The following is a 25,993-nucleotide window of genomic DNA, read 5'->3' on the forward strand; positions in this document are numbered from 1 at the left end:
GTCTCCTTTATCTTGGTTGCGGCGTTAGCCGGCCGGGTCGACCGGCGTCGAGATGAAGCCGACGGTCGGGTAACCGGCGGTCTGAATCTGGTAGATCGTGCCGGCCACGCACTTCCACGGGGTGTTAACGTCACCGCGGATGTGGACTTCGGGGATCTTTTCCGGATCTTCCGCCAGCGCCTCGATACCACCCTCGCGCTTGATGATCGCGTCGAGGCGGTCGAACGCCTTCTTGTTCAACTCGGCCGAATCGACCGGGGTTGCGCCGATGTAAACGCGGCATTCGCCGTTGCGCACCGCGCCGCGGTAGCCCGGTTCACCCGGGCTGATGCCATTTGCGTCCGTCGCCGTGATGGAGATCGAGAGGTTCTCGACCTTGTCTTTCGATTCCTCGGAAACGAGGATCGGCACCTTCAGCTGCTCGATCGACTGGATCGCGACCGGGACCGCGATCAGGAAGATGATCAGCAGAACCAGCATCACGTCGACGAGCGGCGTGGTGTTGATATCCGACATGGGCGTTTCAGCGCCGCCGGATCCCGCAGATATCGCCATTATCTCATCCTATCTCGTACTTTGCCCGAAAGCCGGGCCTTCATGCCTGAAAGGCTCCCTGCCGCCGTAGCGGGAGGGAGGGACGCGGTATCGCCTGACGCCGCGCCCCTTTCACGTACGCTTACTTCTTGACCGGAGCGCCGGCAGCCGTGGTTGCCGGAGCGGGCTTCTTGGCAGCCGCAGCAACGACGGCCGGCTTCACGGCGCCGCCCGAGTTGATGTTGGCCAGAACGTCCGTCGAGAAGCCCGACAGGTGCTCTGCGATACGCTTGTTGCGAGCCTGCAGGTAGTTGTAGGCAAGCACGGCCGGAACGGCGACGAGCAGGCCGAGCGCGGTCATGATCAGAGCTTCACCGACGGGGCCGGCGACCTTGTCGATCGAGGCCGAACCGGCGATGCCGATCGCGATCAGTGCGCGGTAGATGCCGACCACGGTACCGAACAGACCGATGAACGGTGCGGTCGCACCGACGGTTGCGAGGAACGGAAGGCCACCGGCAAGGCGGGCGTTGATCAGCGCTTCGGAACGAGCGAGCGAGCCGTGCAGCCAGTCGTGGGCTTCGAGGCTGTCGGTCATCTTGGCGTGCTGTTCTTCAGCGGCGATGCCGTCATCGACGATCTGGCGATAGGCCGAGTTCTTTTCCAGCTTGCCGGCGCCTTCGCGCAGCGAACCGGCGCGCCAGAAAGTGGTGCGGATTTCGCGGCCCTGGCGAAGAATCTTGTTCTGTTCGAAGAACTTCGTGAACAGGATGTAGAACGAGCCGAACGACATGATGCCGAGAATGACGACCGTTGCGTAGGCGATGAAACCGCCCTGTTCCAGTGCTTCGGCAAAGCCGAACTTGTTCTGCGGAGCCGCTTCGGCGGCTGCGGCCATGATTTCGATGAGCATTACGGGATATCCTTCAATCAAATTGGCTATGTTTGGTTCAAAGAGGGATTGGCCGGGTGCATGGGATGTGCGCCCGGCCCTTGATCAATTGAGCTGGTAGACGATCGTCGTGCTGTACGAACCCGAAGTCGGGTTGCCGTCACGATCGAGCGCCGGATTGAAGCGGGCATAGCGGCGCATACCGTCGCAAGCACCTTCGTCGAGCGAAGACGATCCGCTGGAACTGGTCACCGAGCAATCGCTGACGCGGCCACTCGAATCGACGACGACGCGAACGCCGACGCGGCCTTCTTCCTCGTTACGCAGGGCGCGACTGGGATAGTTTTCCTGGATTCGGCCAGCCCAGCGACGCTGGTTGTCCGGCGTGGCGCCACGGGCCTGCGAAGGCGCGGGCGGCGGGGCGGGAGCCGGCGGCGGAACGCGCAGCACGGGCGGAGCCGGCGGCGGGATCGTCGGGATCGTCTGGATCGGCGGCGCGGGGCGCGTGATCTGGACCATCGGGGGAGGGGCAACCGGCGGCGGCGGCAGGACCGGAGCATCTTCCGGCGGCGGCGGCGGCGGCGGCGGCGGTGGTGGTGGCGGTTCCGATATGTTCACAGCCGTCACGGTCTCCTTCACCTTCTCGATCGCCTCATAGGCGAGTCCGGTGACGAGAGCGTAGAGAGCCGCGATGTGTATCAGCGCAACGATGACAATCGCGGCAATCTTGTTGCCGCTCATCTGTTGGTCAGCATAGGCCATTCAGACGGATCACTCCAAAAAACTTACAGGTATACCCGATTGGGCGCACCCCAACACACGCACAAACCGACAGTCGCCTGCCGGATCGGACGCCTCATCTTTTCCACCCTGCCGGATCAAGTTTCCGGGATGCATGTTACCGGCTTTGCTCCACCCGACCTGACACCGGACGGAAGAAAACCGTTGAGCACGCACTCGTCGATGAGCCGGATCGTGCCCAGCCCCTTTTTTCGGGATTGTTAGCGTTGTTGTCCGAAGCGCGCAATTGCTTTGTGATTAAGGACCGATTCACCGACCGAATCGTTATGTGCTGCAAAACGTATTGCACCGCTTTGTGCTTGGGGTCGTGCAGCGCTATCGGCCCTTTAGGGGCCGGTGGTCACGAAGCTGAAAAGACATGGACGCAAATATGAATATTCGCATTTCCCGATCCGCGATCGGCGCGCTTGCCCTGACATTTTCATCAGGTGCGGTTACGGCTTTGCCTGCATTTGCACAGCAGTCCGCGCCGGGCGTTTCGAGCGAATCGGTGCCTGTCATGGCTTTTTCGGACCTTGCGGACCTTGCCACCGCTGCCCCGATGGTCGCGATCGTGGAGGTGAAGAAAGCCTCGCGGCTCGATCCCGAACGCACCGGCCCGGTGAAGGCCGGATGGGCCCGCGCCTATGTCGAGGCGGAGACGAAAACGTTGCTGGCCGGCAAGGCCGCGATCGGCGGGAAGGTCAAGTATCTTGCCGACATCAAGTTGGACGCGCGGGGCAAGATGCCGCGTATCAGGAAGCAGACGATGGTCGTCTTCGCCCGCCCCGTCGCGGGCCGGGTCGATGAATTGCAGCTGGTTGCGCCCGACGCGCAAGTGCCGCTGGCCTATGCCGGAGAGGCCCGCGTCAGGGCGCTGCTGGCCGAAATCGTTTCTGCCGATGCCGCACCTGAAGTGACGGGCGTGCGCGATGCCTATCACACGCCCGGCAATCTGGCCGGTGAGGGCGAGACGCAGATCTTCCTGAAAACCGCGAACGGCGATCCCGCATCCATCGCGGTGGTGCGCCGCCCGAACGGTCCGCCGCGCTGGGGCCTGTCGACCGGCGAGCTGGTCGATATCGAGGCGACGCCGCCAGCGCCAAACACTCTGGCATGGTATCGCCTTGCCTGCGCCTTGCCGGCGCAGCTGCCGGCATCGGCACAGATCGCGACCGATCCCTCACTGCGGCAGGCCGCGGCGCGCGACTATGCTCTGGTTGTGCAGCAGCTGGGGCAATGCGGGCGCCAGCGCGTGTTCTGATCACACCTGTTCGCGCTTGGCTCTGGCCTTTGGCGCTCTCCTCGCCTAACGGGCGCGCATACATGCGATCATGACGGCGAGAGACGGAAGAGCTGTGAGCGAGACGACCAAACAACCCCTGCGCCTGGCCCTGGCGGGTCTTGGAACCGTCGGAGCGGGCGTGATTCGCCTGATCGAGACGAACGCCGACCTGATCGAACGCCGCTGCGGAAGGCCGCTGAAGATAGTCGCGGTCAGCGCGCGCGATCGCGGCAAGGATCGCGGCGTGGACCTGTCGCCCTATGCATGGGAAGACGACATGACCGCGCTGCCTTCGCGCGATGATGTGGACGTGGTGGTCGAACTTGTCGGCGGGTCCGACGGTCCGGCACTGACGCTGGCGCGCAAGGCGATTGCCGGCGGCAAGGCTTTCGTCACTGCGAACAAGGCGATGATCGCTCACCACGGGCTCGGGCTGGCGCGCGAGGCGGAAGGCGCGGGCGTTCCGGTGCGCTTCGAAGCGGCGGTCGCGGGCGGCATTCCGGTTATCAAGGGGCTGCGCGAAGGCGCGGCCGCGAACGAGATCGAGCGCGTTTACGGCATCCTTAACGGCACCTGCAATTACATCCTGTCCACCATGGAGGACACGGGTCGCGACTTCGCCGACGTCCTCTCCGAAGCGCAGGCGATGGGTTACGCAGAGGCCGACCCCACCTTCGACATCGACGGCATCGACGCCGCGCACAAGCTGTCGATCCTTGCGTCGATCGCGTTCGGCACCCAGCTGGATTTCGATGCGGTAAGCACTAACGGCATCCGCCGCGTGCTGGCTGCCGACATCGCGCAGGCCGATTCGCTGGGCTATGTCATCCGCCTGATCGGCATGGCCCGCGTGGAAGGGACGGAGGACGGCAAGGAACTGCTGTTCCAGCGCGTCCATCCCTACCTCGTCCCGCGCGATCACCCGCTGGCCCATGTCGACGGCGCGACCAACGCCGTCGTGGCAGAGGGCAACTTCTCCGGCCGCCTGCTGTTTCAGGGCGCGGGCGCGGGCGACGGGCCGACGGCCAGCGCTGTGGTGGCCGACATCATCGACATTGCCCGCCTGTGGGAGAGTGAGAACGAGATCGACCCGCCGTTCTCCATCCCCGTTACCGAACTGGATCCGACAGTGCCCGCCGAAACCGGCGACCGCGTGGGCAAAGCCTACTTGCGCTTCATGGTCGCCGACCGCCCCGGCGTTCTCGCCGAGCTGACCGCGGCGATGCGCGATGGCGGGGTTTCGATCGAAAGCCTGATCCAGAAGGGCGAAGGCGCCGACGGTTCGGTCATGGTCGCCATGGTCACGCACGAGGGCGAGGAAGCCTGCGTGGTCAAGGCGCTAGACCTGCTTGCCGGATCGGACAGCCTGACCGAACCGCCGCTGGTGATGCATATCCTGAAACAATAATCGTCCATCGTCGGCCCGGCGCCTTGCTCGACAAGCCGGTCGGGCAGGGCTAGGGCTTGCGCCGAAAATCCGATCAGGGGAAATCAGACAAGTGCCCACAGCAAGCGACGTACTCGACCGCGTTCTCGTCCTCGAAATGGTTCGCGTGACCGAAGCGGCCGCCATCGCGGCATCCTATCTCATCGGTCGCGGTGACGAGAAGGCGGCGGACCACGCCGCGGTCGAAGCGATGCGCAAGGCTTTCGACGAACTCTACATGGACGGCACCGTCGTCATCGGAGAGGGCGAGCGTGACGAGGCCCCCATGCTCTACATCGGCGAAAAGGTCGGCGGCGCGATCGGCAAGGGGCCGAAGATCGACATCGCGCTCGATCCGCTGGAAGGCACGACGATCACGGCAAAGGCCGGCCCCAACGCGCTGGCCGTTCTGGCCGCTGCCGAAGAAGGCTGCCTGCTGAACGCGCCCGATGTCTACATGCAGAAGATCGCGATCGGCCCCGGCTATCCCGAAGGCACGATCGACCTGACCAAGAGCCCGACCGAAAACGTGAAGTCGCTGGCGGCTGCCAAGGGCGTCGAACCGCACCAGATCATCGCCTGTGTTCTCGACCGTCCGCGCCATGCCGATATCATCGCCGAATTGCGCGCGCTGGGCTGCGGCATCGTGCTGATCCCCGATGGCGACGTTGCGGGCGTGATCGCGACGACCAATCCGGAAACCACGATCGACATTTACATGGGTGCCGGTGGCGCGCCCGAAGGCGTGCTGGCCTGTGCCGCGCTGCGCTGCGTGGGCGGCCAGTTCCAGGGCAAGCTGCTGTTTCGCAACGAAGATGAACGCGCGCGCGCGCGCAAGTGGGGGATCGACGATCTCGACCGCATCTATAGCTTGCGGGACCTTGCCAAGGGCGACTGCATCTTCGCGGCAACCGGCGTGACCGACGGTTCGCTGCTGAGCGGCGTGAAACACCTGAAGGGCGGCAAGTTCACGACCGAAAGCGTTGTCATGCGCGCATCTTCGGGCACGGTGCGCTGGGTTCGCGGCGAACATCACCACAAAGACTGATCGCCGTTCGATCGGCCGCGGCGCGGGCGGGAGAAATCCACCGCGCCGGGCCAGCCTTTTGTTGCAATCGCGGGACTCGTCGCTAAGGCCGCTCGCATCGGGAATCGGCCAAACGGGAGTCACGCGATGAAGATCATGTCGGGCAACGCCAACCTGCCACTGGCGCGCGCCATCGCGGGTTATCTGGAAGTACCGCTGACCGACGCGAGCGTGCGCCGCTTCGCCGACGAGGAAATCTTCGTCGAGATTCACGAGAACGTGCGCGGCGAGGACGTTTTCATCGTCCAGTCGACCAGTTTTCCCGCCAACGACAACCTGATGGAACTGCTGATCGGCATCGATGCGCTGAAGCGCGCGTCGGCCCGCCGCATCACGGCCGTGATCCCCTATTTCGGCTATGCCCGCCAGGACCGGAAGCCGGGACCGCGCACGCCGATCTCCGCCAAGCTGGTGGCCGACATCATCACCCGCGCGGGTGCCGACCGCGTGCTGGCGGTGGACCTGCACGCCGGGCAGATCCAGGGGTTCTTCGACATCCCGACCGACAACCTGTTCGCCGCGCCCGCGATGGCGGCCGACATCCAGGCCCGTTACGGCGACCAGTCGCTGATGGTTGTATCGCCCGACGTGGGCGGCGTGGTCCGCGCCCGCGCGCTGGCCAAGCGGCTCGACAATGCGCCGCTGGCCATCGTTGACAAGCGCCGTGATCGCCCCGGCGAATCGGAAGTGATGAACATCATCGGCGAGGTGAAGGATCGCCACTGCATCCTGATCGACGACATCATCGATTCGGGCGGCACGCTGTGCAACGCGGCGCAGGCGTTGCTGGACCAGGGCGCGAAATCGGTCGTCGCCTACATCACCCACGGCGTCCTTTCGGGCGGCGCGGTGGCCAAGGTGTCGAATTCCGCCCTGACCGAACTGGTCATCACCGACACCATCCAGCCGACCGAGGCGGCCAAGGAATCGGACAAGATCCGTGTCCTTTCCATCGCCACCCTGATCGGCGAGGCTATCCGCCGCATCGCGGACGAAAGCTCGGTTTCCTCGCTGTTCGATTAAGCGTAGCCTTCCGCCCTCGCAAACAACGGGGGAAGGAAAATGCGAACGATCCTGCTGCCGCTTGCGCTTGCCGGCATGGCGATGCCGGCCCATGCGCATGGCGATCACGGCATGCCGCCCGGCTCGAACGAGATGCTGCGCGCGCCGGTCACGGCTGCTCCTGAACTTGAGGTCATCATCTCCGACGTGGTGATCCCGCCCGGCTCACAGGTGCCGCGCCATTATCATCCGGGGGAGGAGTTCCTCTACGTGATCGAAGGGTCGGCGATCCATATAGAGGAAGGCGTGCCCGACGTGCTGCTGAAGGCGGGCGATGCGCGCGTCATCCCGCCGCGTGCGATCCATGAACCGATCGGCGGGCCGGAAGGGGCGCGGGCCATCGTCTTTCGCGTGCACGTGAAGGGGCAGCCCGAACGCATTCCCGTCCCGCGCGAGAGCGGGGAACCGCAGCAAACCCCTTGACCCGCGTGGCGCGCGTGGCATGGGCTGGCGCCATGAACCTGACTGACGATATTGCGCTTGCCGCGCGCCTTGCCGATGCGGCGGGCGCGGCGATCCGCCCGCATTTCCGCACCGCGCTGGACAGCGACCGCAAGGGCGATGCCACGCCCGTCACCATCGCCGATCGGGAGGCGGAGAAGGTGATGCGCGCAATCCTTGGTGCCGAACGTCCGACCGACGGCATCATCGGAGAGGAATTCGGCAGCGAGAATACCGGCGCCAGCCGCCAGTGGGTGCTGGACCCGATCGACGGTACGGCGGGGTTCCTTGCCGGGCGGCCGATCTTCGGCACGCTCATCTCGCTGATGGTGGACGGATGGCCGCTGATCGGGATCATCGACCAGCCCATCAGCGGAGAGCGCTGGGTCGGCGCGATGGGCATGCCGACGCTGTTCAACGGCGCCGAAATCCGCACCCGCGCCTGCCGCGAGCTTTCCGGCGCGACACTGGCCACGACCGGCCCGCACTATTTCGACGATCATCAGGGCGAGCATTTCATGGCTCTTGCCGCGCAGACCGATCACAAGCGCATGGTGATGGGCGGCGATTGCTACAACTACGCAATGCTTGCCTCGGGCCAGCTCGACATCGTGTGCGAGGCGGGGCTGAAGCTGCACGATTTCGCCGCGCTGATTCCGGTGGTCGAAGGTGCGGGCGGGACGATGGCGGACTGGCATGGCGAGCCGCTGAACGCCGACAGCGACGGCCATGTCATTGCGCTGGGCGATCCGGCGCGACTGGAAGATGTCGTCGAAGCGCTGGCCTGCTCTCACTGAGATGAAGCTCTTCCTCTACGGCACGCTGATGGGCGAGGCCGATACCGCGATGTCGCGCTTCGTGCGGGAGCGAACCTTGTCTGTCGAAACGGCAACGGTGCCGGGCGTGATCTATGCCGTGCCTTCGCCAAGTGGCTGGTATCCGGCACTGCTGCGCGGCCCCGGCAGGGTGCGCGGCGTAGTCGCCGATTGCACGCTGGAGCGGCGCGATCTTATGCGGCTGGACCGGTACGAGGGGACGGAATACCGGCGCAAGGCGATGCGGGCGCGCACCGCAGATGCGACGCTTGTGGCACAGGCATGGATCTGGCGCGGGCCGCTGCCCGCTGCGGCGGTGGCGATCCCCGATGGCGATTTTCTGCGCTGGCTGGAGAGTGGCGGCCATCAGATACTGACAAGCTGATCGTGACGAGCCGGGACGGACACTGACGCCGATTTTGCGGGGCACCAGTCCTGTTCAAATCATGACAATTGGCCAGTTGGCCCCGCTTTTAAGCGAAATATTAACCCTGCTGCGCGAATCTGCCTCCCGACCGAAACTGCGACGTAGAGGTCGATTGGATCATGATTGCACTTTACAAGGCCTTGATACCGGGCGCGCTCTTTTCGTGGATCGTGTCGATGGTACTGCACAACGGCGGCACGACCGGCGGGGCGCTCTACGTGCATACGATGCACATTCAGAACGTCTCTTTCCCGTGGTCGTGGATGCTGTTCATCGGCGGCACCGGCCTGTCGTGGTTCATCCTGCAATCGCTGGATTGACGCTTCCGCCAGCATAGAGTCTTGCCATCCGGCCCGCCGCGCTGTAGGGGCGCGCACTTCAACGACACGTGATTCACCGCCGGCCTGGCCAAAAGGGCTGCCAGGGCTGGTTTGGACGTGTCTCTGACAAGGAGATGAAAATGCCCAAGCTTAAGACGAAGAGCGGCGTTAAGAAGCGCTTCAAGCTCACCGCCACCGGCAAGGTCAAGCACGGCGTCGCCGGCAAGCGCCACCGCCTCATCAGCCACAACGGCAAGTACATCCGCCAGAACCGCGGCACCACCGTGATCAGCGACGCAGACGCGAAGACGATCAAGAAGTGGGCGCCCTACGGGCTGAACTGAGGAGTAACGGAACATGGCACGCGTCAAAAGGGGTGTAACCACCCGCGCAAAGCACAAGCGGCTTCTTGAACAGGCGAAGGGCTATCGCGGCCGTCGCAAGAACACGATCCGCGTTGCTCGTCAGGCTGTCGAAAAGGCCGGTCAGTACGCCTATCGCGACCGCAAGGTTAAGAAGCGGAACTTCCGCGCCCTGTGGATCCAGCGCATCAACGCCGCTGTCCGCGCAGAAGGCCTGACCTACTCGCAGTTCATGCACGGTGCGAAGCTCGCCGGGATCGAGCTGGACCGCAAGGTCATGGCCGATCTCGCGATGAACGAAAGCGCCGCTTTCGGTGCGATCATCGCACAGGCGAAGCAGGCTCTCCCCGCCTAAGGGAAAGCGGCTTCGGCCCGGAAAAAAGCCCGCCGGTCCATCACGGACCGGCGGGCTTTTTCGTGTCTGCGGTGCGCGGGTTCAGTCCAGCATCGAAGCCGGCACCTTGCCGCCGTTTTTCGCCAGCCCGTTCATCACAGCACGGTGCAGGGCAATGTTCTCTTCCGCCTTGCCCGAATAGTCGGTGTCGCCCAGTTCACGGGCGAGTTCCTTGCGGTTTTCGTAGCTGGGGTCGATGCCGACCAGCTTCATCAGGTCGACGATCGAGGTTCGCCAGTTCAGGTTCTTCGCGCCCGGCATCGCCGCCAGCTGTTCCTCAACATCGACATCGGCCATTACGCCGCCGTTCGTCGTGGTCGCGGTGGGCGGCGGCATGCCGCCTGCGGGCGGCGCATGGTACTGGCCGTCCTTGCCGACGGTCTTGCCATCGACGATGATCTCTACGTCGGGCTTGTCCTTTTTCTTGCCGAAGATGGCATCCTTGATCTTGCCGAAAATGCTCATGCGATCGCTCCTGTTCGGGCGGACCTCTCGATGCGGTCCTTTCCGTTTCAGCGAGCGAGACGCCGCTATGTTCCCGCAATCCGATGCATGCCCCTTGCCCGCGCCATGATGCTGGTTGATAGAGCGGGTGTGGCCACCAAAAGGAGCATGACATGGGCGCATTCGACGGTATCCTGAACCAGCTGGGCGAACATTCCGACGTTGCCAACATGGCAGCGAAGCTGGGCATCGATCCGGCCATGGCCGAAATGGCGATCGCCGCCCTTGGCAAGTCCCATGCCGAACCCGGCGATACGGTCGAACTGGCTGCGCGCAAGACGGGGCTGGATACCGGCATCCTTGGCCAGATCGTACAGCAGATCGGTGGCGAAGGTTCGCTGGGCGAATTCGCCCGCATGCTCGACAGCCCGCAGGCTGCCAGCATCCTGAAGATGCTGGACCGCGATGGCGACGGCAATCCGCTTGATGACATCGCGAGCATGGCTTCCGGCTTCTTTGGCAAGAAATAAGCACCAACAGCAACGGGCGGCGGCACAATCAGGCCATGAGCGATATCGTCCTGTCCCTGCTGGTTCTCGGCGCGCTGGCCATGCTGGGCGGCGGATGGATCGCGTGGAAAAAGGGCGACCGGAAACGCGCCGTGCTGATGGTGATCGCCGCCGCTGTCATGGCGCTGAACGTCGCGATCTGGACGATCCCGACGCCTGAAGACACCTCGCTGACCGAAGCCGCGCGCGAGGCGGATTGAATCCGAACGGTGAAGCCGGATGATGGCCTGCTGAAAATTGTGATATTGCAAGACCCGGAGCGCAGCGACCTTCAGGTCGTGAGCACCGGAAGCGTGCAAGATCGCGATTTGCAGGCGGCCAGAGCCGGCTTCAGGGCTTCAGTTCCAGCCCGCCCTTGAACAGGGCGATGGTCCGGCCCTGTACCGGCTGCTTGTCAAAGGGGGTATTGCCCGCCTGCGCCTGCATCCTGTCGGAATCGACGATCCACGGGCGATCCGGATCGATCACGGCAATGTCGGCTTCCAGCCCCGCTTCCAGCCTGCCCGCAGGCACGCCGAGGATCTTTGCCGGATTGACGCAGAGCAGGTCGACCATGCGGGGCATGTCGATCACGCCGTCGCGTACGAGGCCCAGCGTCAGCGGCAGCAGCGTTTCCGCGCCCGCCATGCCGGGGGCCGCGTCGGCAAAGGGCAGGCGCTTGTCTTCCGGCCCGCGCGGATCGTGGCCCGATGCGATGACATCGATCGTCCCGTCCGCCAGAGCGGCGCGCACGGCCTGACGGTCACTTTCGGCCCGCAAAGGGGGCGAGAGGCGCGCAAAGGTCAGGAACCCGTTCACCGCGATGTCGGAAAGCATGAAGTGCGCCGGCGTCACCCCGCACGTCACGCGTGCGCCGCGCGCCTTGGCCGCGCGGACGAGATCGAGCGCGGCAGCCGTCGTCACTTGCCGGATGTGGAGGTGCGCGCCTGCCATTTCGGCCAGCGCGATATCGCGCGCCACGGCTAGCGCTTCGGCCTCTGCAGGCGCGCTGGCAAGGCCGAGGCGCGTTGCGGTTTCGCCATCGGTGGCGACAGAGCCGCCGGAAAGCCCCGCATCCTCTGCATGGGCGATGAAGGGCAGGCCCAGCATCGCGGCATATTGCAGCACGCGCAGCATCACGCCCGAATCGCCGATCCACTTGCGGCCTGATGAAACGGCGCGCGCGCCCGCTTCGCGCATCAGGCCCAGTTCGGGCAGTTCGTTCCCTTCCAGCCCGCGCGTCGCGGCGGCGACGGGGTGGACCCAGAAATCGGGCTTGCCGAAGCTGGCCGCGAAACGCACGCGCGCCGGATAGTCCAGCGGCGGGTTCTGGTCCGGCATCAGCGCGGCGCGGGTGATCCCGCCGAAGTGGAAGGCGGGCTTGTCGATTTCGAACACGCCAAGGTCGATGATGCCGGGCATGACCAGCTTGCCCTTCGCATCCAGCGTCCGGTCGCCATCGGATGCAGCGATGTCGCCCACCGCGACGATGCGGTCGCCTTCGCAACGGATGGCGCCGGATTGCGCCTCACCCGATCCGGTCAACAAACGGCCGCCGGTGATGGTAAGGGGGGCAAACGGCCTCATGCGTTCGGCTCCCAACCGGCAACGCCGCGCGCGCGGCGGGTCAGCACGTCGAGGCAGGCCATGCGGATCGCCACGCCCATTTCCACCTGCCGCGTGATCGCGCTGCGCAACATCCCGTCGATTTCCGGCATGTCGGCAACGTCGCTGTCGATCTCCACCCCGCGGTTCATCGGGCCGGGATGCATGACAAGGGCATGGGGCGCGGCGCGCTTCAGCCGCTCCTTGGTCAGGCCGTAGAGGTAACGGTATTCGCGGGCAGAGGGGATGAAAGGCCCACTCATCCGTTCATTCTGCAGGCGCAGCATCATCACCACGTCCGCGCCGTCGATCGCCTCGTCGAAATTGACGAAGGGCGTCACGCGCATCTGTTCCATCGCGGCGGGCATCAGGGCAGGTGGCGCACACACGCGCACTTCCGCCCCCAGCGCCGTCAACAGCAGCACGTTGGAACGCGCGACGCGGCTGTGCAGGATATCGCCGCAGATCGCGACTTTCAGCCCGTTGAATTCCTCGAACCCGCGCGAACGCATCCAGTACCGCATGGTCAGCGCGTCGAGCAGCGCCTGCGTCGGGTGTTCGTGCCGCCCGTCGCCCGCGTTCAGCACGGGGCAGTCGACCTTGTCCGCGATCAGCCGCACCGCGCCCGAAGATGCATGGCGGATGACGATGGCATCGACCTGCATCGCATTCAGCGTCGCGGCGGTGTCGATCAGGGTCTCGCCCTTTTTCACGCTGGACTGTGCGGCGTGCATGTTCACGACGTCCGCGCCCAGCCGCTTGCCCGCGATTTCGAACGAAAGCAGCGTGCGCGTGGAATTTTCGAAGAAGGCGTTGATGATCGTCAGGCCCGCCAGCGCATCGACATGCTTCGTCGCGCGCCGGTTCAGTTCCACCCACTGCTCCGCCTCGTCCAGCAGATAGAGGATCTGCCACGGGGCGAGTTCGGAAATGCCGGTCAGGTCCTTGTGGGGAAACGCCTCGCCACCGGCGGGATAGCGGGTGGAGGAAGGGGAGGGGGCGTCGCTCATCTTGAGACCGGTGCCCTAGTCACCTTCGCGGCGAAGGGCAAGCCGCCGATCGACATGAACCCACGCCCTTTGCCGATTTCCCCTTTGCCGCCGGCCTTGCGCGCCCTAGCTATGCGCCTGAACGCGCGTGGCAAATACGGCCTTGCGCGTCGCAGATGAAAACAGGGGTCCGAATGACGTTCGCTCGTAAGGTCTGGAAAATGCTCGTCGCGATCAAGGACGGGCTGGTGCTCCTGCTGATCCTGATGTTCTTCATGGGGCTCTATGCCCTGCTTTCCATGCGCCCCGCCGCGCATGAAGTGGTGGACGGCGCGCTGCTGGTGAAGCTGGACGGCGTGGTGGTAGAAGAGCCGCAGGCGTTCGACCCTCTGGCCGTCCTCGCCTCGCGCGGGGTGCCCACCCGCGAACACCGCTTCCGCGATGTGCTGCGCGCGATAGAGGGTGCGGCGACCGATGACCGGATCAAGGCGGTCGTGCTCGATCTGGACGAGTTCCTTGGCGCGGGCCCGGCCCATACCGGCGAACTGGGCGAGGCGCTGGACAAGGTTCGCGCCGCGAAGAAGCCGGTGCTGGCCCATGCCATCGTCTATACCGGCCCCACGATGCAGCTTGCCGCCCACGCCAGCGAGATCTGGCTGGACCCGATGGGCGGCGCGCTGGTGACGGGGCCGGGCGGCACGATCCTGTTCTATGGCGAACTGGCCGAAAAGCTTGGCGTGAACGTCCATGTCTACAAGGCGGGCCGGTACAAGAGCGCGGTCGAACCCTATTCCCGCACTTCGTTTTCGGACGATGCCCGCGCCGACCTGACCGCACTTCTTGATGGCGTGTGGCAGGTGCGGCAGGACGATGTCGCCAAGGCGCGGCCCAAGGCGAAGTTTGCCGATATCGCGAAAGACCCCGTCGCCGCGATCCGCGCGGCTGGCGGCGATGCGGCGAAAGCGGCACTGGCTTACGGACTGGTCGACAAGCTGGGCACGCGGGAGGATTTCGCCGCGCGGGTTGCCAAGCTGGTCGGCAAGGACAAGTCGGAACCCGACAACCCCGCCGCCTTCGCGCACACGGGCTATCAGGTGTGGAACAAGGCGGAGCCTGCGAAGAAAGCGGGCAAGGCCATCGGCGTCGTCACCATCGCGGGCGAAATGGTCGGCGGCAATGCCGGTCCGGGCACTGCGGGCGGAGACCGGATCGCCGCGTTGATCGACGATGCGCTGGACGATGATCTGGCCGCACTGGTCATCCGTATCGATTCGCCCGGCGGGCTGGTTTCGGCGGCCGAACGGATGCGGCAGGCGATCCTGCGGCACAAGGCGAAGGGCATTCCCATCGTCGCGTCGATGGCCAATTCGGCGGCCAGCGGCGGTTATTACGTGGCAACGCCCGCAACCACGATCTTCGCCGAACCTTCGACGGTAACCGGTTCGATCGGTGTGTTCCTCGTGATGCCGAGTGTGGAGGGGACGCTGGATAAGTTCGGCGTGCGCACCGAATCGCTGCGCACCACGCCACTTGCCGGACAGCCCGATTTCCTCGGTGGCCTGTCGCCGGAGGTGGACGAGATCATGCAGATGCAGACCGAGAACCAGTACGACCGGTTCCTAGATCTCGTCGGCAAGTCGCGCGGCAAGACGCGCGACCAGATGCTGGAAGTGGCCGAAGGGCGGATGTGGCCCGGCGGCGCTGCGCGGCAGGTGGGGCTGGTCGACCGGCTGGGCGGGCTGAACGATGCGGTGGCCTTTGCCGCGAAGGAGGCCGGACTGAAGGACGGCGAGTGGCACGCCCAGTATATCGAGCCCGAGCCGGACCGGTTTGCCACCTTCGTACAAGGCCTGATCGCGCCGGAGGAAGAAGCGGCAGAGCCGGTGGGCCTTGCCGAAATGGCCGTGGCCGGGCGCGACGCGGCCTTTGCCGCGATGGTGCGGGACATGCAGCTCATGCTGTTTTCCGGTCCGTCGGTGCAGGCACGGTGCATGGCCTGTCCGCCGCTGGTCGGTTCTGCCGCGCCCCAACCATCGGGCGCGCAGGTGCAAGACTGGCTCGCCGCGTTCGAGGCGTTGGCGAGCCGCTAGGCCCTTAGTATCCTGACCCTCAGAACTCCGCGGGCGTTTCCGGCGGGGCGGCCGGTTCGATGATGTCGGGTCCGGGCTCGTCAATGCCGGGGCCGGGCGACGGGTCGATCTGCGGCTGTTCGTCCGGTGTAATCACCGGCGGGGTTTCGGGGGGAGACACCGGTTCGACGGTGTCTGGTTTGGGATCGGGTTGCGTTGCCATGATCCTGAAACGCTCCTGTGCTGCAAGATATCCCGCAATGCTTGCGCTTTTCGTACGCTTTGGATAGAGGCGCGCGAGCCGATTTTCATGCCGTAATGGTTTGCGAAGGTCGCCGCGGGCGTGGCGGAACTGGTAGACGCGCCAGATTTAGGTTCTGGTATCGCAAGATGTGGGGGTTCGAGTCCCTTCGCCCGCACCAGGCCGAAATGGCGGCAACCGGCGCGGATACTTGCGGCGTTCACTGTTACGCCTGACGAGAGATACCCCTGAAAGGGAACCCCATGCAGATTTCCGAGACCAAGAACGACGGGCTGGCCCGCGCCTACGCCGTCAAGATTCCCGCTTCCGAGATTGATTCGCGCATCAGCGCCGAAGTGAAGCGCATCGCACCGCAAGTGCGCATGCCCGGCTTCCGCCCCGGCAAGGTGCCCGCCAACCTGGTGAAGAAGATGCACGGCGAGGCGATCCACGCCGACGCGCTGCAGGCTGTTGTCCGCGAATCGGTCGACAAGGTGATGGCCGAAAACAAGCTGCGCCCCGCGATGCAGCCTGCCGTCTCGCTTGGCGAAGGTTACGAACAGGGCAAGGACGCGGAAGTCACCGTCGAACTGGAAGTGCTGCCAGAGATCGAGGCACCGGCCATCGACGGCCTGAAGCTTGAAAAGCTGACCGTGCCCGTTTCCGACGACGAAGTGATGGAAGCGGTGGAGCGTATCGCCGGCCAGCAGAAGTCGTTCAAGGCTGCCGCAAAGACGAAGAAGGCCGCAGAGGGCGACCAGCTGATCATCGACTTCACCGGCAAGCTTGACGGTGTGGAATTCGAAGGCGGCAAGGCCGAAGACGCGGCGCTGGAAATCGGATCGGGCCGTTTCATCCCCGGTTTCGAGGAACAGCTGATCGGTGCGAAGACCGGTGAGGAAAAGACCATCACCGTGACCTTCCCCGCCGACTATCAGGCTGAACACCTGAAGGGCAAGGAAGCGACCTTCGACATCGTCGTCAAGGAAGTGAAAGTCGCGACCGAGACCAAGGTGGACGACGAGTTCGCCAAGAACCTCGGCCTCGAAGGTCTCGACAAGCTGAAGGAACTGCTGAAGGGCCAGCTGGAGCAGGAAACTGCCGGCCTGACCCGCACGCAGATGAAGCGCCAGCTGCTCGACCAGCTGGCCGCCGGCCACGACTTCGCCGTTCCGCCGACCATGGTGGAAGCAGAGTTCGAGCAGATCTGGAACCAGCTCACGCAGGAAGCCGCTCGCGAGGAAGATCCCGAAGCCGCGCTGAAGGAGATCGAGGGCGAGAAGGACGATTACCGTCGCATCGCCGAACGCCGCGTGCGTCTGGGCCTGCTCCTGTCGGAAATCGGCCAGGCCAACGGCGTCGAAGTCTCGAACCAGGAAATGCAGATGCTGATGGCGCAGGCCGCGCAGCAGTATCGCCCCGAAGACCGTGAACGGTTCATGGAATATGTCCGCAACGAGCCGATGGCCGCTGCACAGCTGCGCGCCCCGCTTTACGAGGACAAGGTCGTCGACTTCCTGTTCGACAAGGCCGATGTCACCGAACGCGAAGTGACCAAGGACGAGCTGCAGGCCGCGATCGAGGCTGACGAAGGCGAGGCCGAAGCCAAGCCCGCCGCCAAGAAGCCGGCTGCGAAGAAGGCTCCGGCCAAGAAGGCCCCCGCCAAGAAGGCCGACGACGCAGCCGAAGACGCTGCCGAGGAAAAGCCTGCTGCGAAGAAGGCCCCGGCCAAGAAAGCTCCCGCCAAGAAGGCAGCCGAGAAGGCTGACGGCGCGGAAGCCAAGCCTGCTGCGAAGAAGGCTCCTGCCAAGAAGCCGGCCGCCAAGAAGGCTCCGGCCAAGAAGGCCGACGCCGAGTAAGCGCAGCCGCCTCTCACGGGGCGAATCGCGACAAACATTGCAGGGCCGGGGAGGGTTCGTCCTTCCCCGGCCCTTTGCGTTTGCGCGCCGGTCGCCGGTGGCGAGAAGGCGTTCCCGGTATCAGGATGGCAACGTTCGTATTCGCTTCGTCGAACTTTGTCGCACATTGTCGCACCGGGCCGCCGGGGCATTGCAATCGTCCGTTTCGCGTGGCTTTCCCTGCCTCGACAACAGGGTAATGCGAACAAGGACGATTATCCGATGAGCGACCATCATCACCACGACGGACAGCAACTGGCCCGCGATATTGCCGCGATGGAGCGCGTCGCGATCGGTCGACGCCGGGCGCTGGGCCTTTTCGGCGGCGTGGGCGCGACGGCGCTGCTGGCCGGTTGCGGCGGTTCGGATTCGTCAGGGTCGGGCAGCACCGGCACGACCGTCGCCACGACAACGCCGACGCCTTCGTCAAGCGTGAGCGCGACGGGCTCGACCTCTTCCGCCTGCACCACCTATGCCTCGGAAACCAACGGCCCCTATCCGGCGGATGGCACGAACACCTCGCGCGGGCTCAGTTCGAACGTGTTGGTCGAAAGCGGCGTGGTGCGCAGCGATATCCGCCCCAGCTTCCTCGGCAGTTCGACCAGTGTGGCAGAGGGCGTCGAGCTGACCATCACGATCACGCTTGCCGATGCCAACAACGCCTGTGCGGCGCTGGCGGGATATGCCGTCTATATCTGGCACTGCGACGTGGAGGGCGACTATTCGCTCTACGACCTGCCCAACGAAAGCTACCTGCGCGGCGTGCAGGTTTCCGATGCCAACGGGCAAGTGACGTTCACCACGATCTGGCCGGGCTGCTACAACGGTCGCTTCCCGCACATCCATTTCGAAGTCTATTCGAGCCTCGCCAATGCAACATCGGGTCGCTATGCTCTGCTGATCAGCCAGTTCGCGATGCCCGATGCGGAGAACCAGGCGGTCTATGCCACATCCGCCTACGCGACGAGCAAGTCCAACTATGTGGGCGAATCCATCGCCACCGACAACGTATTCGGAGACAATACGGCCGCGCAGAAGGAGGCGATGACCATGATCGCCACCGGTTCTGCCGCCGCCGGTTACTCAGCTGTAGCAACGGTCGGTATCGCGACCTGAAACGTGGGGCCACCACCACGCATCACCTATCGTTGCATACAGGCGCCCGGAGGAAAACCAGTCCCTTTCCTCCGGGCGCTTCCCATTTTTGCTCTGGCCATTTGCTCTGGCCATCGGCGCGGGTTGGCTGGATTGCCCGCGCGGCATGGCCCGCAGCGGCACGACTTTTCCCCGCATCGGTTAACCCCCTTGAAGTCCGCAAACCCAACGCCGAAATAGGGCTGGCAATTTCAAGAGGAAGTCCATGCTCGACCTGTTTGGCGCCACCGGCGCGACTGCCTTCGGTTCTCAGGGCCAATTCACCACCGATCCGGCAACCGGCGCTCTCGTCCCCGTCGTGGTAGAGCAGACGAGCCGCGGCGAACGCAGCTTCGACATCTTCTCGCGCCTGCTGCGCGAACGCATCGTCTTCGTGACCGGCCAGGTCGAGGATACGATGGCGTCGCTCATCGTCGCGCAGCTGCTGTTCCTTGAAAGCGAGGACAGCAACAAGGACATCTCGATGTACATCAACTCGCCGGGCGGTGTCGTCACGGCGGGCATGGCGATCCATGACACCATGCAGTACATCAAGCCGCGCGTTTCCACCGTCTGCATCGGGCAGGCCGCATCGATGGGCAGCTTCCTGCTGGCCGCCGGCGAACCGGGCATGCGCATCGCGCTGCCCAATGCGCGCATCATGATCCACCAGCCTTCGGGCGGCGCGCGCGGCATGGCTTCTGATATCGAGATTCAGGCCCGCGAAATCCTGCGCATCCGCCGCCGGATGAACGACCTTTACGTGAAATACACCGGCAAGGACCTCGACACGATCGAGAAGGCGATGGACCGCGACACCTTCCTGGAAGCGGACGAGGCCAAGGAATTCGGCCTTGTCGACCAGGTCTTCGTCAGCCGCACCGATGCAGAGAGCGGCAGCTGACGCGGCTTTCGCTCCGTAACGGGACGCTGCTTCACACCGGCTTGCGGTGCGGGGCGAAGCGGGCAAACGGTAGATTAACCGCGCGGACAGGGCGTTGCAGTTATGCATCGACCTTGCACGCACAGGTGCCTGCGTGGTTGATTCTCACGGGGCCACGCGTAAATTCGAATAAAGCGGCCCGAGTCCGGGTGCTTCAGGACGGAATATGACCAAAGTCAGTGGATCGGACAGCAAGAGCACACTTTACTGCAGTTTCTGCGGAAAGTCGCAGCACGAGGTGCGCAAGCTGATCGCCGGGCCGACCGTGTTCATCTGCGATGAATGCGTCGAACTGTGCAACGACATCATTCGTGAAGAGACGAAGGCCGGAATCGCCGGCAAGAAGGACGGAGGCGTACCGACGCCGGCCGAGATCTTCCAGACGCTCAACGATTACGTGATCGGGCAGGATCGTGCGAAGCGCGTCCTCTCCGTCGCCGTGCACAACCACTACAAGCGGCTGAAGCACAGCGGCAAGGGCAACGACGTCGAACTGGCGAAGTCGAACATCCTGCTCGTCGGCCCGACCGGTTCGGGCAAGACGCTGCTGGCCCAGACGCTGGCGCGCACGTTCGACGTGCCCTTCACGATGGCCGACGCCACCACGCTGACCGAAGCGGGCTATGTGGGCGAGGATGTCGAGAACATCATCCTCAAGCTGCTGCAGGCCAGCGACTACAACGTCGAGAAGGCCCAGCACGGCATCGTCTACATCGACGAGATCGACAAGATCACGCGCAAGGCCGAAAACCCCTCCATCACCCGCGACGTTTCGGGCGAGGGTGTGCAGCAGGCCTTGCTGAAGCTGATGGAAGGCACCACCGCCTCCGTCCCGCCGCAGGGCGGTCGCAAGCATCCGCAGCAGGAGTTCCTGCAGGTCGACACGACGAACATCCTGTTCATCTGCGGCGGCGCGTTCGCGGGCCTTGAAAAGCTGATTTCCGACCGTTTGCAGAAGCGTTCGATCGGCTTCGGCGCGCATGTCGCCGATCCGGAAAAGCGCAAGGTCGGCGAACTGCTGGGCAAGGCGGAGCCGGAAGATCTGCTGAAGTTCGGCCTGATCCCCGAATTCGTCGGCCGCCTGCCGGTCATCGCCACGCTGGAAGACCTCGACGTCGCGGCGCTGGTGAAGATCCTGTCGGAGCCGAAGAATGCGCTGGTGAAGCAGTACCAGAAGCTGTTTGAGCTTGAGGACGTGGCGCTCACTTTCACCGACGACGCGCTTGAAGCGATCGCGGAGAAGGCGATCAAGCGCAAGACCGGCGCACGCGGCCTGCGTTCCATCGTGGAAGCGATCCTGCTCGACACGATGTTCGACCTGCCGACACTGGAAGACGTGACCGAAGTCGTTGTCGACAAGGACGTCGTCGAAGGTCGCAAGGAACCGGTGCAGGTCCACAAGGGCAAGGAAGCGGCCGCTTAACGCCTGTCCGCCAGCCCGCCCGTGCAGGCCTGCAAATGCCGATTTGCTGCGCGTCGGTGCTCACGTACTGAAGTACGCTGCGCGCCGATGCTCGCAAGCTCGACGTTTTCGACTTCGCCCGGACGAACTGACGAAGAGGAGTCGTTGGTGGGTCAACCTGACTTCGGGCACCCTCAAACGCCGGGCGCGGACCATCCGGTACGCTTGGGTTGGTCTTCGGCCATCTCGCTTAGCTCTGATTTCGCTTGAAAAAGGCGCGGCGCGGTTGCGTTTGCGGGAGTCGCCTTCGGCGCCCCGTTGGTTGCTTGTAGCGGACAGTCGGCTAGCGACTACGTTGCGGACTGTAGGTAGTCGTGCCATTGGACAACGATGAACTGGCTGAAGTCTTTCATTGATCGGTTCAGAAAGCCAAGGGGGCTTCATCCCGAATCTTTGTGGATCGTCTCCGCTAACGAGGCCGGCTTTCGCGCGACCGATCAAACCGGCAAAACAGTCTTCGCGCCGCGCGAAGACCTAAAAACCGTCGCTATTGCAACCAATGATAGCGGACCTTGGGGCGCGGATGTGTGGTGGTTGTTGTATGGTGCAGATGGCCAACTTGCCTGTGGCTTTCCTCAAGGCGCCACGGGCGAGAAGAAAGTTCTTGATGCCCTAATGGAGTTGCCCGGCTTCGACGAGCAAGAGATGATCAAAGCGATGGGTTGCACCTCAAATGCCACGTTCATCGTCTGGCAACGCTAACGTCGGCTTCCCACCCTAATAGCTGCTATTCCGCCACCGCTATGCGTAAGGTGAAAGCGGCACTTTCCCTCTTCACCAAAAACATTTTCCTACACGCGCATCCGGCGTCACAATCCACGCCGCTCTTTGTCATCGTTGGTTGTCGCCGGACATGTGTCACCCGTGACATCATCCGCGTTCCCTATGTTTTTCAGGTGTTTGCTCGCGATCACGCAGGGTGACAGGGTGTCACCTTTGTCACCCGCAGCGTGACACTATTTACCCTGCGCTTCCAGCAGTTCACTGACGGTCACCGATTTCAGGCCCTTTTCATTCAATCCGGCAAGGATCAGCGGCAGGGCGGCGCGGGCTTCGTCGTCGTCCGCGCCAAGGGCATGCAGCATCACGATCGATCCGGGGCGGACTTGCGCAAGGATGGCGTTTGCATAGGCTTCGGGCGGAGCCTCTCGCCGGCCATTGTCGGATACGTCCCACATCACCAGGTGGTAATCCGCGTTGTGCAGTTCCCACAGCAGGCCGACCGATCGCACGCCGTAGGGCGGGCGGAACAGCTTCGGCTTTTTCACACCGGCTTCGCGCAGCAGTTTGTCGGTCTTTGCGACTTCCTGCGCGTAGAACGCCTGCGGCTGGTCCTCCATCACCTGGTTCGACCAGCCGAGGCTGCCGAGTTCATGCCCCGCCGCCAGCGTGCGTTTGGCCACCGCCATGTCGTTCTCCAGCTTCTGGCCGGAAAAGAAGAACGTTGCTTTCGCATCGTGCCGGGCAAGGTCGGCAATGATCTCGTCCGCATAGGAGCTTGGCCCGTCGCTGAAGGTCAGCGCGACGACGTTGCGGGTTGTGGAAACGCTGCATGTCGCATCGAAAATGGCATTGAAACAGCGCAGCGTGGCCAGGTTCACGAACATCGTGAGCAGGCACGCGATGATGCCGATCACAAGACCGGTACGCAGCAGAATCCCTTTAATCCGCTCGCTGTTCATGAATCCCCCGTCGTAGCGGGCAGACGCCCCTCTACGGGCACGATTCTATTTCAGTCCCGCCTTCGCGGCAAGATGATGGCAGCATTTGTCATGTTCGTTAGCGAAACTGCGCGATTAGTTCCGGGCTATTTGCAGCCGGTCAGGCTTCACACGACATGATCGTGATGAAGCGCGCAGGCCTCCGCATCCTGTTCGATCTGGATGGTTGCGTGTTCGATGTCGAAGTGATGGTGCAGGCTTTCCGCCACTTCGTGCAGGAAGGCATCCCCCGGGTGGCCGCCGGGCAGGATCAGGTGCGCGGTCAGTGCCGTTTCGGTCGTGCTCATCGGCCAGATATGCAGATCGTGGACCCCCGCCACGCCGGGAAGGGCGGCAAGGTGGGCCTTTACCTTCGCCTCGTCGATGCCGTCGGGAACGGCAAGAAGCGCCATTTTCACGCTGTCCTTCAACAAGCCCCAGGTGCCCACGGCGATGATCGCCACGATGACGAGCGAGGTCACCGGATCGATCCACGCCATGCCCGTCAGCCAGATGAGCAGGCCGGCAATGACGACGCCGGCCGAAACCGCGGCGTCGGCAACCATGTGGAGGTAGGCCCCGCGGATGTTGAGATCGCCCTTGCGACCGCGCACGAACAGCAGGGCGGTCGCCGTGTTGATCACGATGCCGATCGCGGCCACGATCATGATCGGCCCCGGCTCGACCGGTTCGGGAGAGAACAGGCGGCGCAGGGTTTCGATCAGGATTGCGCCCAATGCCACCAGCAGCAACGCCGCGTTCGCCATCGCGGCAAGGATGGAACTGGATTTGAGGCCGTAAGTGAACCGGGCCGACGGGGGCCTCTTGGCCAATATGCTCGCGCCCCAGGCGATCAGCAGACTGAGAACGTCCGACAGGTTGTGGCCGGCATCGGCAATCAGCGCCATCGAGCCGTAGAGATAGCCCGCCAGAGCCTCCACCACGACGAAGCCGGTGTTGAGCACGATGCCGATGGCAAAGGCACGGCCGAAATCGGCAGGCGCGTGGCTATGGCCGTGATGGTGGCCATGCCCGTGAGAATGCGCGTGATTGGAACCCATCGTTCTACTCGTAGACACATGCATCGAGACCGTCACGTGCGACGACGCCGATGCGGCTGCGGATCGTGTTGCCGTGGCGGGCCAGCCAGCCCGAAGGGTTCTTCACCGAACGCTTCTTGGGCAGCGGCAGCGCGGCGGCCATGCGCGCCGCCTCTGTCGTTGTCAGGCGGTCGGCACTGTGGCCGAAATAGCGGATCGCGCCTGCCTCCACGCCATACGTGCCGATGCCGGTTTCCGCCACGTTGAGGTAGACTTCCATGATCCGCCGCTTGCCCCAGATCTTCTCGATCAGGAAGGTGAACCACGCTTCCAGCCCCTTACGGAAATAGCCGCCATCCTGCCACAGGAACGCATTCTTCGCGGTTTGCTGGCTGATGGTGGAGCCGCCGCGGATGCGCCCGCCCTTGGCATTCTGCTCCATCGCTTTTTCGATTGCTTCCCGGTCGAAGCCATCATGGCTGCAGAACTTGCCGTCTTCTGCTGCGATGACTGCGCGCACCATGTCGCGGTCGATATCGGTCAGCGGTTCCCAGTCCTTGGTGATGCCCTTTTCGTCCAGCAGCATCGTGACGGTGACGGGGACGGGAACCACGGCATAGACCAGCACCCACACCACGCTGAACACCACAGCGGCGAACGCGAGCTTGAAAAGGGTGATGATCGTCCGCGCGCCGAACCCGCGCGCCTTTGCCTTGGCCATGTCCCAGCGCCTAGCCGATTGCCCTTGCGATTGCGAGACGCCATCTCTCGTCCATCCGGCAAAGCGTGTAGGGAATGCGTAAGGCGGGGGATGGCCTTGCGGCCCCGAACCGTCAGTCTTCCGTGTCGAACTCGGCCCGTGCCGCCTCGATCCGGTCGAGGTTGCGTTCGGCCCATTTCCAGACGCTGCAGAATGCCTCGGCCAGTTCGTGCCCCATCTCGGTCAGCATGTATTCCACGCGCGGCGGCACTTCGGGATAGATCGTGCGCGCGACCAGCCCTTCGCGTTCCATGTGGCGCAAGGTCTGGGTCAGCATCTTCTGGCTGATGCCGGGCACCGCGCGGCCAAGGTCGCTGAATCGCCTCGCGCCGCGATCCGGTCCGGTTTCTTCCAGCGCCTCTATCAGCAGGAAGGTCCATTTGTCGGCCACCCGCCCGATCGTTTCTGTCACGAGCCGGTCGATGCGCGGATCGTCGGAATACTGCGTTACGGGGTGATCGGTCATCGGGGATCGGGTCATGGGTTACCTCGCGGTGCCTATCGCACCTTTCGGTGCCTTCTTACAATGCGTTCGCGCAGGCTCCAGATGGCCATGGCAACACGAGACTGCGAGGAAAATTTGAGATGAAGAACAGCGGTAACACCATCCTTCTTACCGGTGGCGGCAGCGGGATCGGGCAAGCCATGGCCCAGCGCTGGGCCGACAACGGCAATACGGTCATCGTCGCGGGGCGTTCGGCAGGCAATCTTGCCGAAACCGCCGAAGGGCATCCCTCGATCCACGCGATGACCCTCGACGTGACCGACCCCGCCGATATCGCCCGGTTCGCCGCCGAAGTCCTTGCTCGCTTTCCGGCACTCAACGTGTTGGTTAACAACGCCGGAATCATGCGTGTCGAGGACCTGACCGGAGCGCGCGATCTTGCCGATGCCGAAGCGACGATCACCACCAACCTGTTTGGCCCCATTCGCATGATCGATGCGCTGGTCGAGCATCTGTCGGGCCAGCCCGATGCGGCGATCGTGAACGTCAGTTCGGGACTGGCTTTCGTGCCGCTGCCCAAGACGCCGACTTATTCGGCGACAAAGGCGGGGCTCCACTCCTACACCGTGGCGCTTCGCAAGCAGCTGGAGGGCAAGATCGAGCTGATCGAAGTGATCCCGCCGGGGGTTCAGACCGAGCTGACGCCGGGCCAGTCGACGCGTGAAGGCTACCTGCCGCTCGATACTTTCATCGAACAGACGATGAGCCAGTTCGAGACCGGGAATCCCCCTGCCGAGGTTTGCGTGCCCGCCGTGCGGCTGTTGCGCGATGCCGAAGCGGAAGGGCACTACGACGAGGTGTTGGACCGGCTCGCCAGCATGTAAACGCCA

30 protein-coding genes and 1 tRNA gene are annotated in these 25,993 nt (G+C 63.9%); 20 read left to right on the forward strand and 11 right to left on the reverse strand.

The annotated features are described in order from the left end of the window. Positions 1–24 precede the first annotated feature (24 nt). From A7A77_RS06665 to A7A77_RS06675, 3 genes are all read right to left on the reverse strand, one after another. Complete coding sequence (locus A7A77_RS06665; RefSeq protein ID WP_066555596.1) at positions 25–555, reverse strand: ExbD/TolR family protein; 531 nt, start codon at positions 553–555, stop codon at positions 25–27. Between the two features lie 121 nt (positions 556–676). Further along, positions 677–1,447 (reverse strand): MotA/TolQ/ExbB proton channel family protein, encoded by a 771-nt coding sequence (locus tag A7A77_RS06670; RefSeq protein WP_066555597.1) that lies wholly within the window; start codon positions 1,445–1,447, stop codon positions 677–679. 84 nt (positions 1,448–1,531) lie between these two features. Next, positions 1,532–2,188 (reverse strand): TonB family protein, encoded by a 657-nt coding sequence (locus A7A77_RS06675; protein WP_066555599.1) that lies wholly within the window; start codon positions 2,186–2,188, stop codon positions 1,532–1,534. Positions 2,189–2,597: 409 nt separating this feature from the next. Between A7A77_RS06675 and A7A77_RS06680 the strand changes: the two genes are divergently transcribed. The 10 genes from A7A77_RS06680 (at position 2,598) to rplT (ending at position 9,786) form a co-directional block, all read left to right on the forward strand. Then, positions 2,598–3,470, forward strand: coding sequence for a hypothetical protein (locus A7A77_RS06680; RefSeq protein ID WP_156500462.1), 873 nt, complete (start codon positions 2,598–2,600; stop codon positions 3,468–3,470). A gap of 94 nt (positions 3,471–3,564) precedes the next feature. After that, a complete protein-coding gene (locus A7A77_RS06685; RefSeq protein ID WP_245638414.1) occupies positions 3,565–4,899 on the forward strand; it encodes a homoserine dehydrogenase in 1,335 nt (444 codons plus the stop codon). Between the two features lie 91 nt (positions 4,900–4,990). Further along, entirely contained in the window at positions 4,991–5,965 is a 975-nt protein-coding gene (gene glpX / locus A7A77_RS06690; protein ID WP_082835965.1) for a class II fructose-bisphosphatase, read from the forward strand. A 126-nt stretch (positions 5,966–6,091) separates the two neighbouring features. Continuing rightward, a complete protein-coding gene (locus tag A7A77_RS06695) occupies positions 6,092–7,027 on the forward strand; it encodes a ribose-phosphate pyrophosphokinase (RefSeq protein WP_066555603.1) in 936 nt (311 codons plus the stop codon). Between the two features lie 39 nt (positions 7,028–7,066). Then, positions 7,067–7,489 (forward strand): cupin domain-containing protein, encoded by a 423-nt coding sequence (locus A7A77_RS06700; RefSeq protein WP_066555605.1) that lies wholly within the window; start codon positions 7,067–7,069, stop codon positions 7,487–7,489. A gap of 32 nt (positions 7,490–7,521) precedes the next feature. Next, positions 7,522–8,304 (forward strand): inositol monophosphatase family protein, encoded by a 783-nt coding sequence (locus A7A77_RS06705; RefSeq protein WP_066555607.1) that lies wholly within the window; start codon positions 7,522–7,524, stop codon positions 8,302–8,304. A 1-nt stretch (position 8,305) separates the two neighbouring features. Beyond that, positions 8,306–8,707 (forward strand): gamma-glutamylcyclotransferase family protein, encoded by a 402-nt coding sequence (locus A7A77_RS06710; RefSeq protein ID WP_066555610.1) that lies wholly within the window; start codon positions 8,306–8,308, stop codon positions 8,705–8,707. A 161-nt stretch (positions 8,708–8,868) separates the two neighbouring features. Further along, on the forward strand, positions 8,869–9,069 hold the full coding sequence (locus tag A7A77_RS06715; protein ID WP_066555611.1) for a hypothetical protein: 201 nt from the start codon (positions 8,869–8,871) through the stop codon (positions 9,067–9,069). Positions 9,070–9,209: 140 nt separating this feature from the next. Beyond that, a complete protein-coding gene (rpmI, locus tag A7A77_RS06720; protein WP_047821885.1) occupies positions 9,210–9,413 on the forward strand; it encodes a 50S ribosomal protein L35 in 204 nt (67 codons plus the stop codon). A gap of 13 nt (positions 9,414–9,426) precedes the next feature. Next, complete coding sequence (gene rplT, locus A7A77_RS06725) at positions 9,427–9,786, forward strand: 50S ribosomal protein L20 (RefSeq protein ID WP_066555612.1); 360 nt, start codon at positions 9,427–9,429, stop codon at positions 9,784–9,786. Positions 9,787–9,867: 81 nt separating this feature from the next. Here rplT and A7A77_RS06730 read toward each other — a convergent pair whose 3' ends face one another. After that, positions 9,868–10,290, reverse strand: a complete 423-nt coding sequence (locus A7A77_RS06730; protein WP_066555613.1) for a DUF3597 domain-containing protein — start codon at positions 10,288–10,290, stop codon at positions 9,868–9,870. Between the two features lie 152 nt (positions 10,291–10,442). Between A7A77_RS06730 and A7A77_RS06735 the strand changes: the two genes are divergently transcribed. After that, positions 10,443–10,799, forward strand: coding sequence for a hypothetical protein (locus A7A77_RS06735; RefSeq protein WP_066555615.1), 357 nt, complete (start codon positions 10,443–10,445; stop codon positions 10,797–10,799). A 35-nt stretch (positions 10,800–10,834) separates the two neighbouring features. Then, entirely contained in the window at positions 10,835–11,038 is a 204-nt protein-coding gene (locus tag A7A77_RS06740; RefSeq protein ID WP_066555618.1) for a hypothetical protein, read from the forward strand. 130 nt (positions 11,039–11,168) lie between these two features. Here the strand turns inward: A7A77_RS06740 and A7A77_RS06745 are convergent, their stop codons facing one another. Beyond that, a complete protein-coding gene (locus tag A7A77_RS06745) occupies positions 11,169–12,404 on the reverse strand; it encodes a dihydroorotase (RefSeq protein ID WP_066555619.1) in 1,236 nt (411 codons plus the stop codon). After that, the gene (locus tag A7A77_RS06750; RefSeq protein ID WP_066555620.1) at positions 12,401–13,432 is read right to left on the reverse strand and encodes an aspartate carbamoyltransferase catalytic subunit; all 1,032 of its coding nucleotides are present in this window, start codon (positions 13,430–13,432) and stop codon (positions 12,401–12,403) included. Before A7A77_RS06750 ends, A7A77_RS06745 begins: the two co-directional genes overlap by 4 nt. A gap of 173 nt (positions 13,433–13,605) precedes the next feature. Between A7A77_RS06750 and sppA the strand changes: the two genes are divergently transcribed. Beyond that, complete coding sequence (gene sppA / locus A7A77_RS06755) at positions 13,606–15,501, forward strand: signal peptide peptidase SppA (RefSeq protein ID WP_066555622.1); 1,896 nt, start codon at positions 13,606–13,608, stop codon at positions 15,499–15,501. Positions 15,502–15,520: 19 nt separating this feature from the next. On the opposite strand, the gene A7A77_RS06760 is transcribed toward sppA, so the two are convergent. Continuing rightward, positions 15,521–15,703 (reverse strand): hypothetical protein, encoded by a 183-nt coding sequence (locus tag A7A77_RS06760; RefSeq protein ID WP_066556028.1) that lies wholly within the window; start codon positions 15,701–15,703, stop codon positions 15,521–15,523. A 114-nt stretch (positions 15,704–15,817) separates the two neighbouring features. Between A7A77_RS06760 and A7A77_RS06765 the strand changes: the two genes are divergently transcribed. The 6 genes from A7A77_RS06765 (at position 15,818) to A7A77_RS06790 (ending at position 21,860) form a co-directional block, all read left to right on the forward strand. Continuing rightward, positions 15,818–15,902 (forward strand) — tRNA-Leu (locus A7A77_RS06765). Between the two features lie 82 nt (positions 15,903–15,984). After that, positions 15,985–17,580: a trigger factor gene (gene tig / locus A7A77_RS06770; RefSeq protein WP_066555625.1), complete on the forward strand. Its 1,596-nt coding sequence runs from the start codon at positions 15,985–15,987 to the stop codon at positions 17,578–17,580. A 261-nt stretch (positions 17,581–17,841) separates the two neighbouring features. Further along, positions 17,842–18,735, forward strand: coding sequence for a peptidase associated/transthyretin-like domain-containing protein (locus A7A77_RS06775; protein WP_066556030.1), 894 nt, complete (start codon positions 17,842–17,844; stop codon positions 18,733–18,735). A 244-nt stretch (positions 18,736–18,979) separates the two neighbouring features. Beyond that, positions 18,980–19,657: an ATP-dependent Clp endopeptidase proteolytic subunit ClpP gene (clpP, locus tag A7A77_RS06780; protein WP_066555627.1), complete on the forward strand. Its 678-nt coding sequence runs from the start codon at positions 18,980–18,982 to the stop codon at positions 19,655–19,657. 205 nt (positions 19,658–19,862) lie between these two features. Continuing rightward, entirely contained in the window at positions 19,863–21,119 is a 1,257-nt protein-coding gene (gene clpX, locus A7A77_RS06785; RefSeq protein ID WP_066555628.1) for an ATP-dependent Clp protease ATP-binding subunit ClpX, read from the forward strand. 369 nt (positions 21,120–21,488) lie between these two features. Further along, positions 21,489–21,860: a hypothetical protein gene (locus tag A7A77_RS06790; protein WP_066555630.1), complete on the forward strand. Its 372-nt coding sequence runs from the start codon at positions 21,489–21,491 to the stop codon at positions 21,858–21,860. 254 nt (positions 21,861–22,114) lie between these two features. On the opposite strand, the gene A7A77_RS06795 is transcribed toward A7A77_RS06790, so the two are convergent. The 4 genes from A7A77_RS06795 to A7A77_RS06810 all read right to left on the reverse strand — a co-directional run bounded on the left by A7A77_RS06795 (position 22,115) and on the right by A7A77_RS06810 (position 25,139). Continuing rightward, complete coding sequence (locus A7A77_RS06795) at positions 22,115–22,840, reverse strand: polysaccharide deacetylase family protein (RefSeq protein ID WP_066555632.1); 726 nt, start codon at positions 22,838–22,840, stop codon at positions 22,115–22,117. Between the two features lie 146 nt (positions 22,841–22,986). Continuing rightward, positions 22,987–23,919 (reverse strand): cation diffusion facilitator family transporter, encoded by a 933-nt coding sequence (locus A7A77_RS06800; protein ID WP_066555634.1) that lies wholly within the window; start codon positions 23,917–23,919, stop codon positions 22,987–22,989. Between the two features lie 4 nt (positions 23,920–23,923). Continuing rightward, positions 23,924–24,619, reverse strand: a complete 696-nt coding sequence (gene mtgA / locus A7A77_RS06805) for a monofunctional biosynthetic peptidoglycan transglycosylase (RefSeq protein ID WP_066555636.1) — start codon at positions 24,617–24,619, stop codon at positions 23,924–23,926. A 112-nt stretch (positions 24,620–24,731) separates the two neighbouring features. Beyond that, positions 24,732–25,139, reverse strand: coding sequence for a winged helix-turn-helix transcriptional regulator (locus A7A77_RS06810; protein WP_082835967.1), 408 nt, complete (start codon positions 25,137–25,139; stop codon positions 24,732–24,734). A 104-nt stretch (positions 25,140–25,243) separates the two neighbouring features. On the opposite strand from A7A77_RS06810, the gene A7A77_RS06815 reads away from it, so the two are divergent. Next, positions 25,244–25,987: an SDR family oxidoreductase gene (locus A7A77_RS06815; RefSeq protein WP_066555638.1), complete on the forward strand. Its 744-nt coding sequence runs from the start codon at positions 25,244–25,246 to the stop codon at positions 25,985–25,987. Positions 25,988–25,993: the final 6 nt, after the last annotated feature.

It is taken from the genome of Croceicoccus bisphenolivorans, assembly GCF_001634625.1.
GTDB lineage: Bacteria > Pseudomonadota > Alphaproteobacteria > Sphingomonadales > Sphingomonadaceae > Croceicoccus > Croceicoccus bisphenolivorans.

Bases quoted from the DNA above. Each gene is read 5' to 3' on its own strand.
- A7A77_RS06665 (WP_066555596.1), bottom strand. From the start codon at position 555: ATGGCGATATCTGCGGGATCCGGCGGCGCTGAAACGCCCATGTCGGAT.
- A7A77_RS06670 (WP_066555597.1), bottom strand. From the start codon at position 1,447: ATGCTCATCGAAATCATGGCCGCAGCCGCCGAAGCGGCTCCGCAGAAC.
- A7A77_RS06675 (WP_066555599.1), bottom strand. From the start codon at position 2,188: ATGGCCTATGCTGACCAACAGATGAGCGGCAACAAGATTGCCGCGATT.
- A7A77_RS06680 (WP_156500462.1), top strand. From the start codon at position 2,598: ATGAATATTCGCATTTCCCGATCCGCGATCGGCGCGCTTGCCCTGACA.
- A7A77_RS06695 (WP_066555603.1), top strand. From the start codon at position 6,092: ATGAAGATCATGTCGGGCAACGCCAACCTGCCACTGGCGCGCGCCATC.
- A7A77_RS06700 (WP_066555605.1), top strand. From the start codon at position 7,067: ATGCGAACGATCCTGCTGCCGCTTGCGCTTGCCGGCATGGCGATGCCG.
- A7A77_RS06705 (WP_066555607.1), top strand. From the start codon at position 7,522: ATGAACCTGACTGACGATATTGCGCTTGCCGCGCGCCTTGCCGATGCG.
- A7A77_RS06710 (WP_066555610.1), top strand. From the start codon at position 8,306: ATGAAGCTCTTCCTCTACGGCACGCTGATGGGCGAGGCCGATACCGCG.
- A7A77_RS06715 (WP_066555611.1), top strand. From the start codon at position 8,869: ATGATTGCACTTTACAAGGCCTTGATACCGGGCGCGCTCTTTTCGTGG.
- rpmI (WP_047821885.1), top strand. From the start codon at position 9,210: ATGCCCAAGCTTAAGACGAAGAGCGGCGTTAAGAAGCGCTTCAAGCTC.
- rplT (WP_066555612.1), top strand. From the start codon at position 9,427: ATGGCACGCGTCAAAAGGGGTGTAACCACCCGCGCAAAGCACAAGCGG.
- A7A77_RS06730 (WP_066555613.1), bottom strand. From the start codon at position 10,290: ATGAGCATTTTCGGCAAGATCAAGGATGCCATCTTCGGCAAGAAAAAG.
- A7A77_RS06735 (WP_066555615.1), top strand. From the start codon at position 10,443: ATGGGCGCATTCGACGGTATCCTGAACCAGCTGGGCGAACATTCCGAC.
- A7A77_RS06740 (WP_066555618.1), top strand. From the start codon at position 10,835: ATGAGCGATATCGTCCTGTCCCTGCTGGTTCTCGGCGCGCTGGCCATG.
- A7A77_RS06745 (WP_066555619.1), bottom strand. From the start codon at position 12,404: ATGAGGCCGTTTGCCCCCCTTACCATCACCGGCGGCCGTTTGTTGACC.
- A7A77_RS06750 (WP_066555620.1), bottom strand. From the start codon at position 13,432: ATGAGCGACGCCCCCTCCCCTTCCTCCACCCGCTATCCCGCCGGTGGC.
- sppA (WP_066555622.1), top strand. From the start codon at position 13,606: ATGACGTTCGCTCGTAAGGTCTGGAAAATGCTCGTCGCGATCAAGGAC.
- A7A77_RS06760 (WP_066556028.1), bottom strand. From the start codon at position 15,703: ATGGCAACGCAACCCGATCCCAAACCAGACACCGTCGAACCGGTGTCT.
- tig (WP_066555625.1), top strand. From the start codon at position 15,985: ATGCAGATTTCCGAGACCAAGAACGACGGGCTGGCCCGCGCCTACGCC.
- A7A77_RS06775 (WP_066556030.1), top strand. From the start codon at position 17,842: ATGAGCGACCATCATCACCACGACGGACAGCAACTGGCCCGCGATATT.
- clpP (WP_066555627.1), top strand. From the start codon at position 18,980: ATGCTCGACCTGTTTGGCGCCACCGGCGCGACTGCCTTCGGTTCTCAG.
- clpX (WP_066555628.1), top strand. From the start codon at position 19,863: ATGACCAAAGTCAGTGGATCGGACAGCAAGAGCACACTTTACTGCAGT.
- A7A77_RS06790 (WP_066555630.1), top strand. From the start codon at position 21,489: ATGAACTGGCTGAAGTCTTTCATTGATCGGTTCAGAAAGCCAAGGGGG.
- A7A77_RS06795 (WP_066555632.1), bottom strand. From the start codon at position 22,840: ATGAACAGCGAGCGGATTAAAGGGATTCTGCTGCGTACCGGTCTTGTG.
- A7A77_RS06800 (WP_066555634.1), bottom strand. From the start codon at position 23,919: ATGGGTTCCAATCACGCGCATTCTCACGGGCATGGCCACCATCACGGC.
- mtgA (WP_066555636.1), bottom strand. From the start codon at position 24,619: ATGGCCAAGGCAAAGGCGCGCGGGTTCGGCGCGCGGACGATCATCACC.
- A7A77_RS06810 (WP_082835967.1), bottom strand. From the start codon at position 25,139: ATGACCCGATCCCCGATGACCGATCACCCCGTAACGCAGTATTCCGAC.
- A7A77_RS06815 (WP_066555638.1), top strand. From the start codon at position 25,244: ATGAAGAACAGCGGTAACACCATCCTTCTTACCGGTGGCGGCAGCGGG.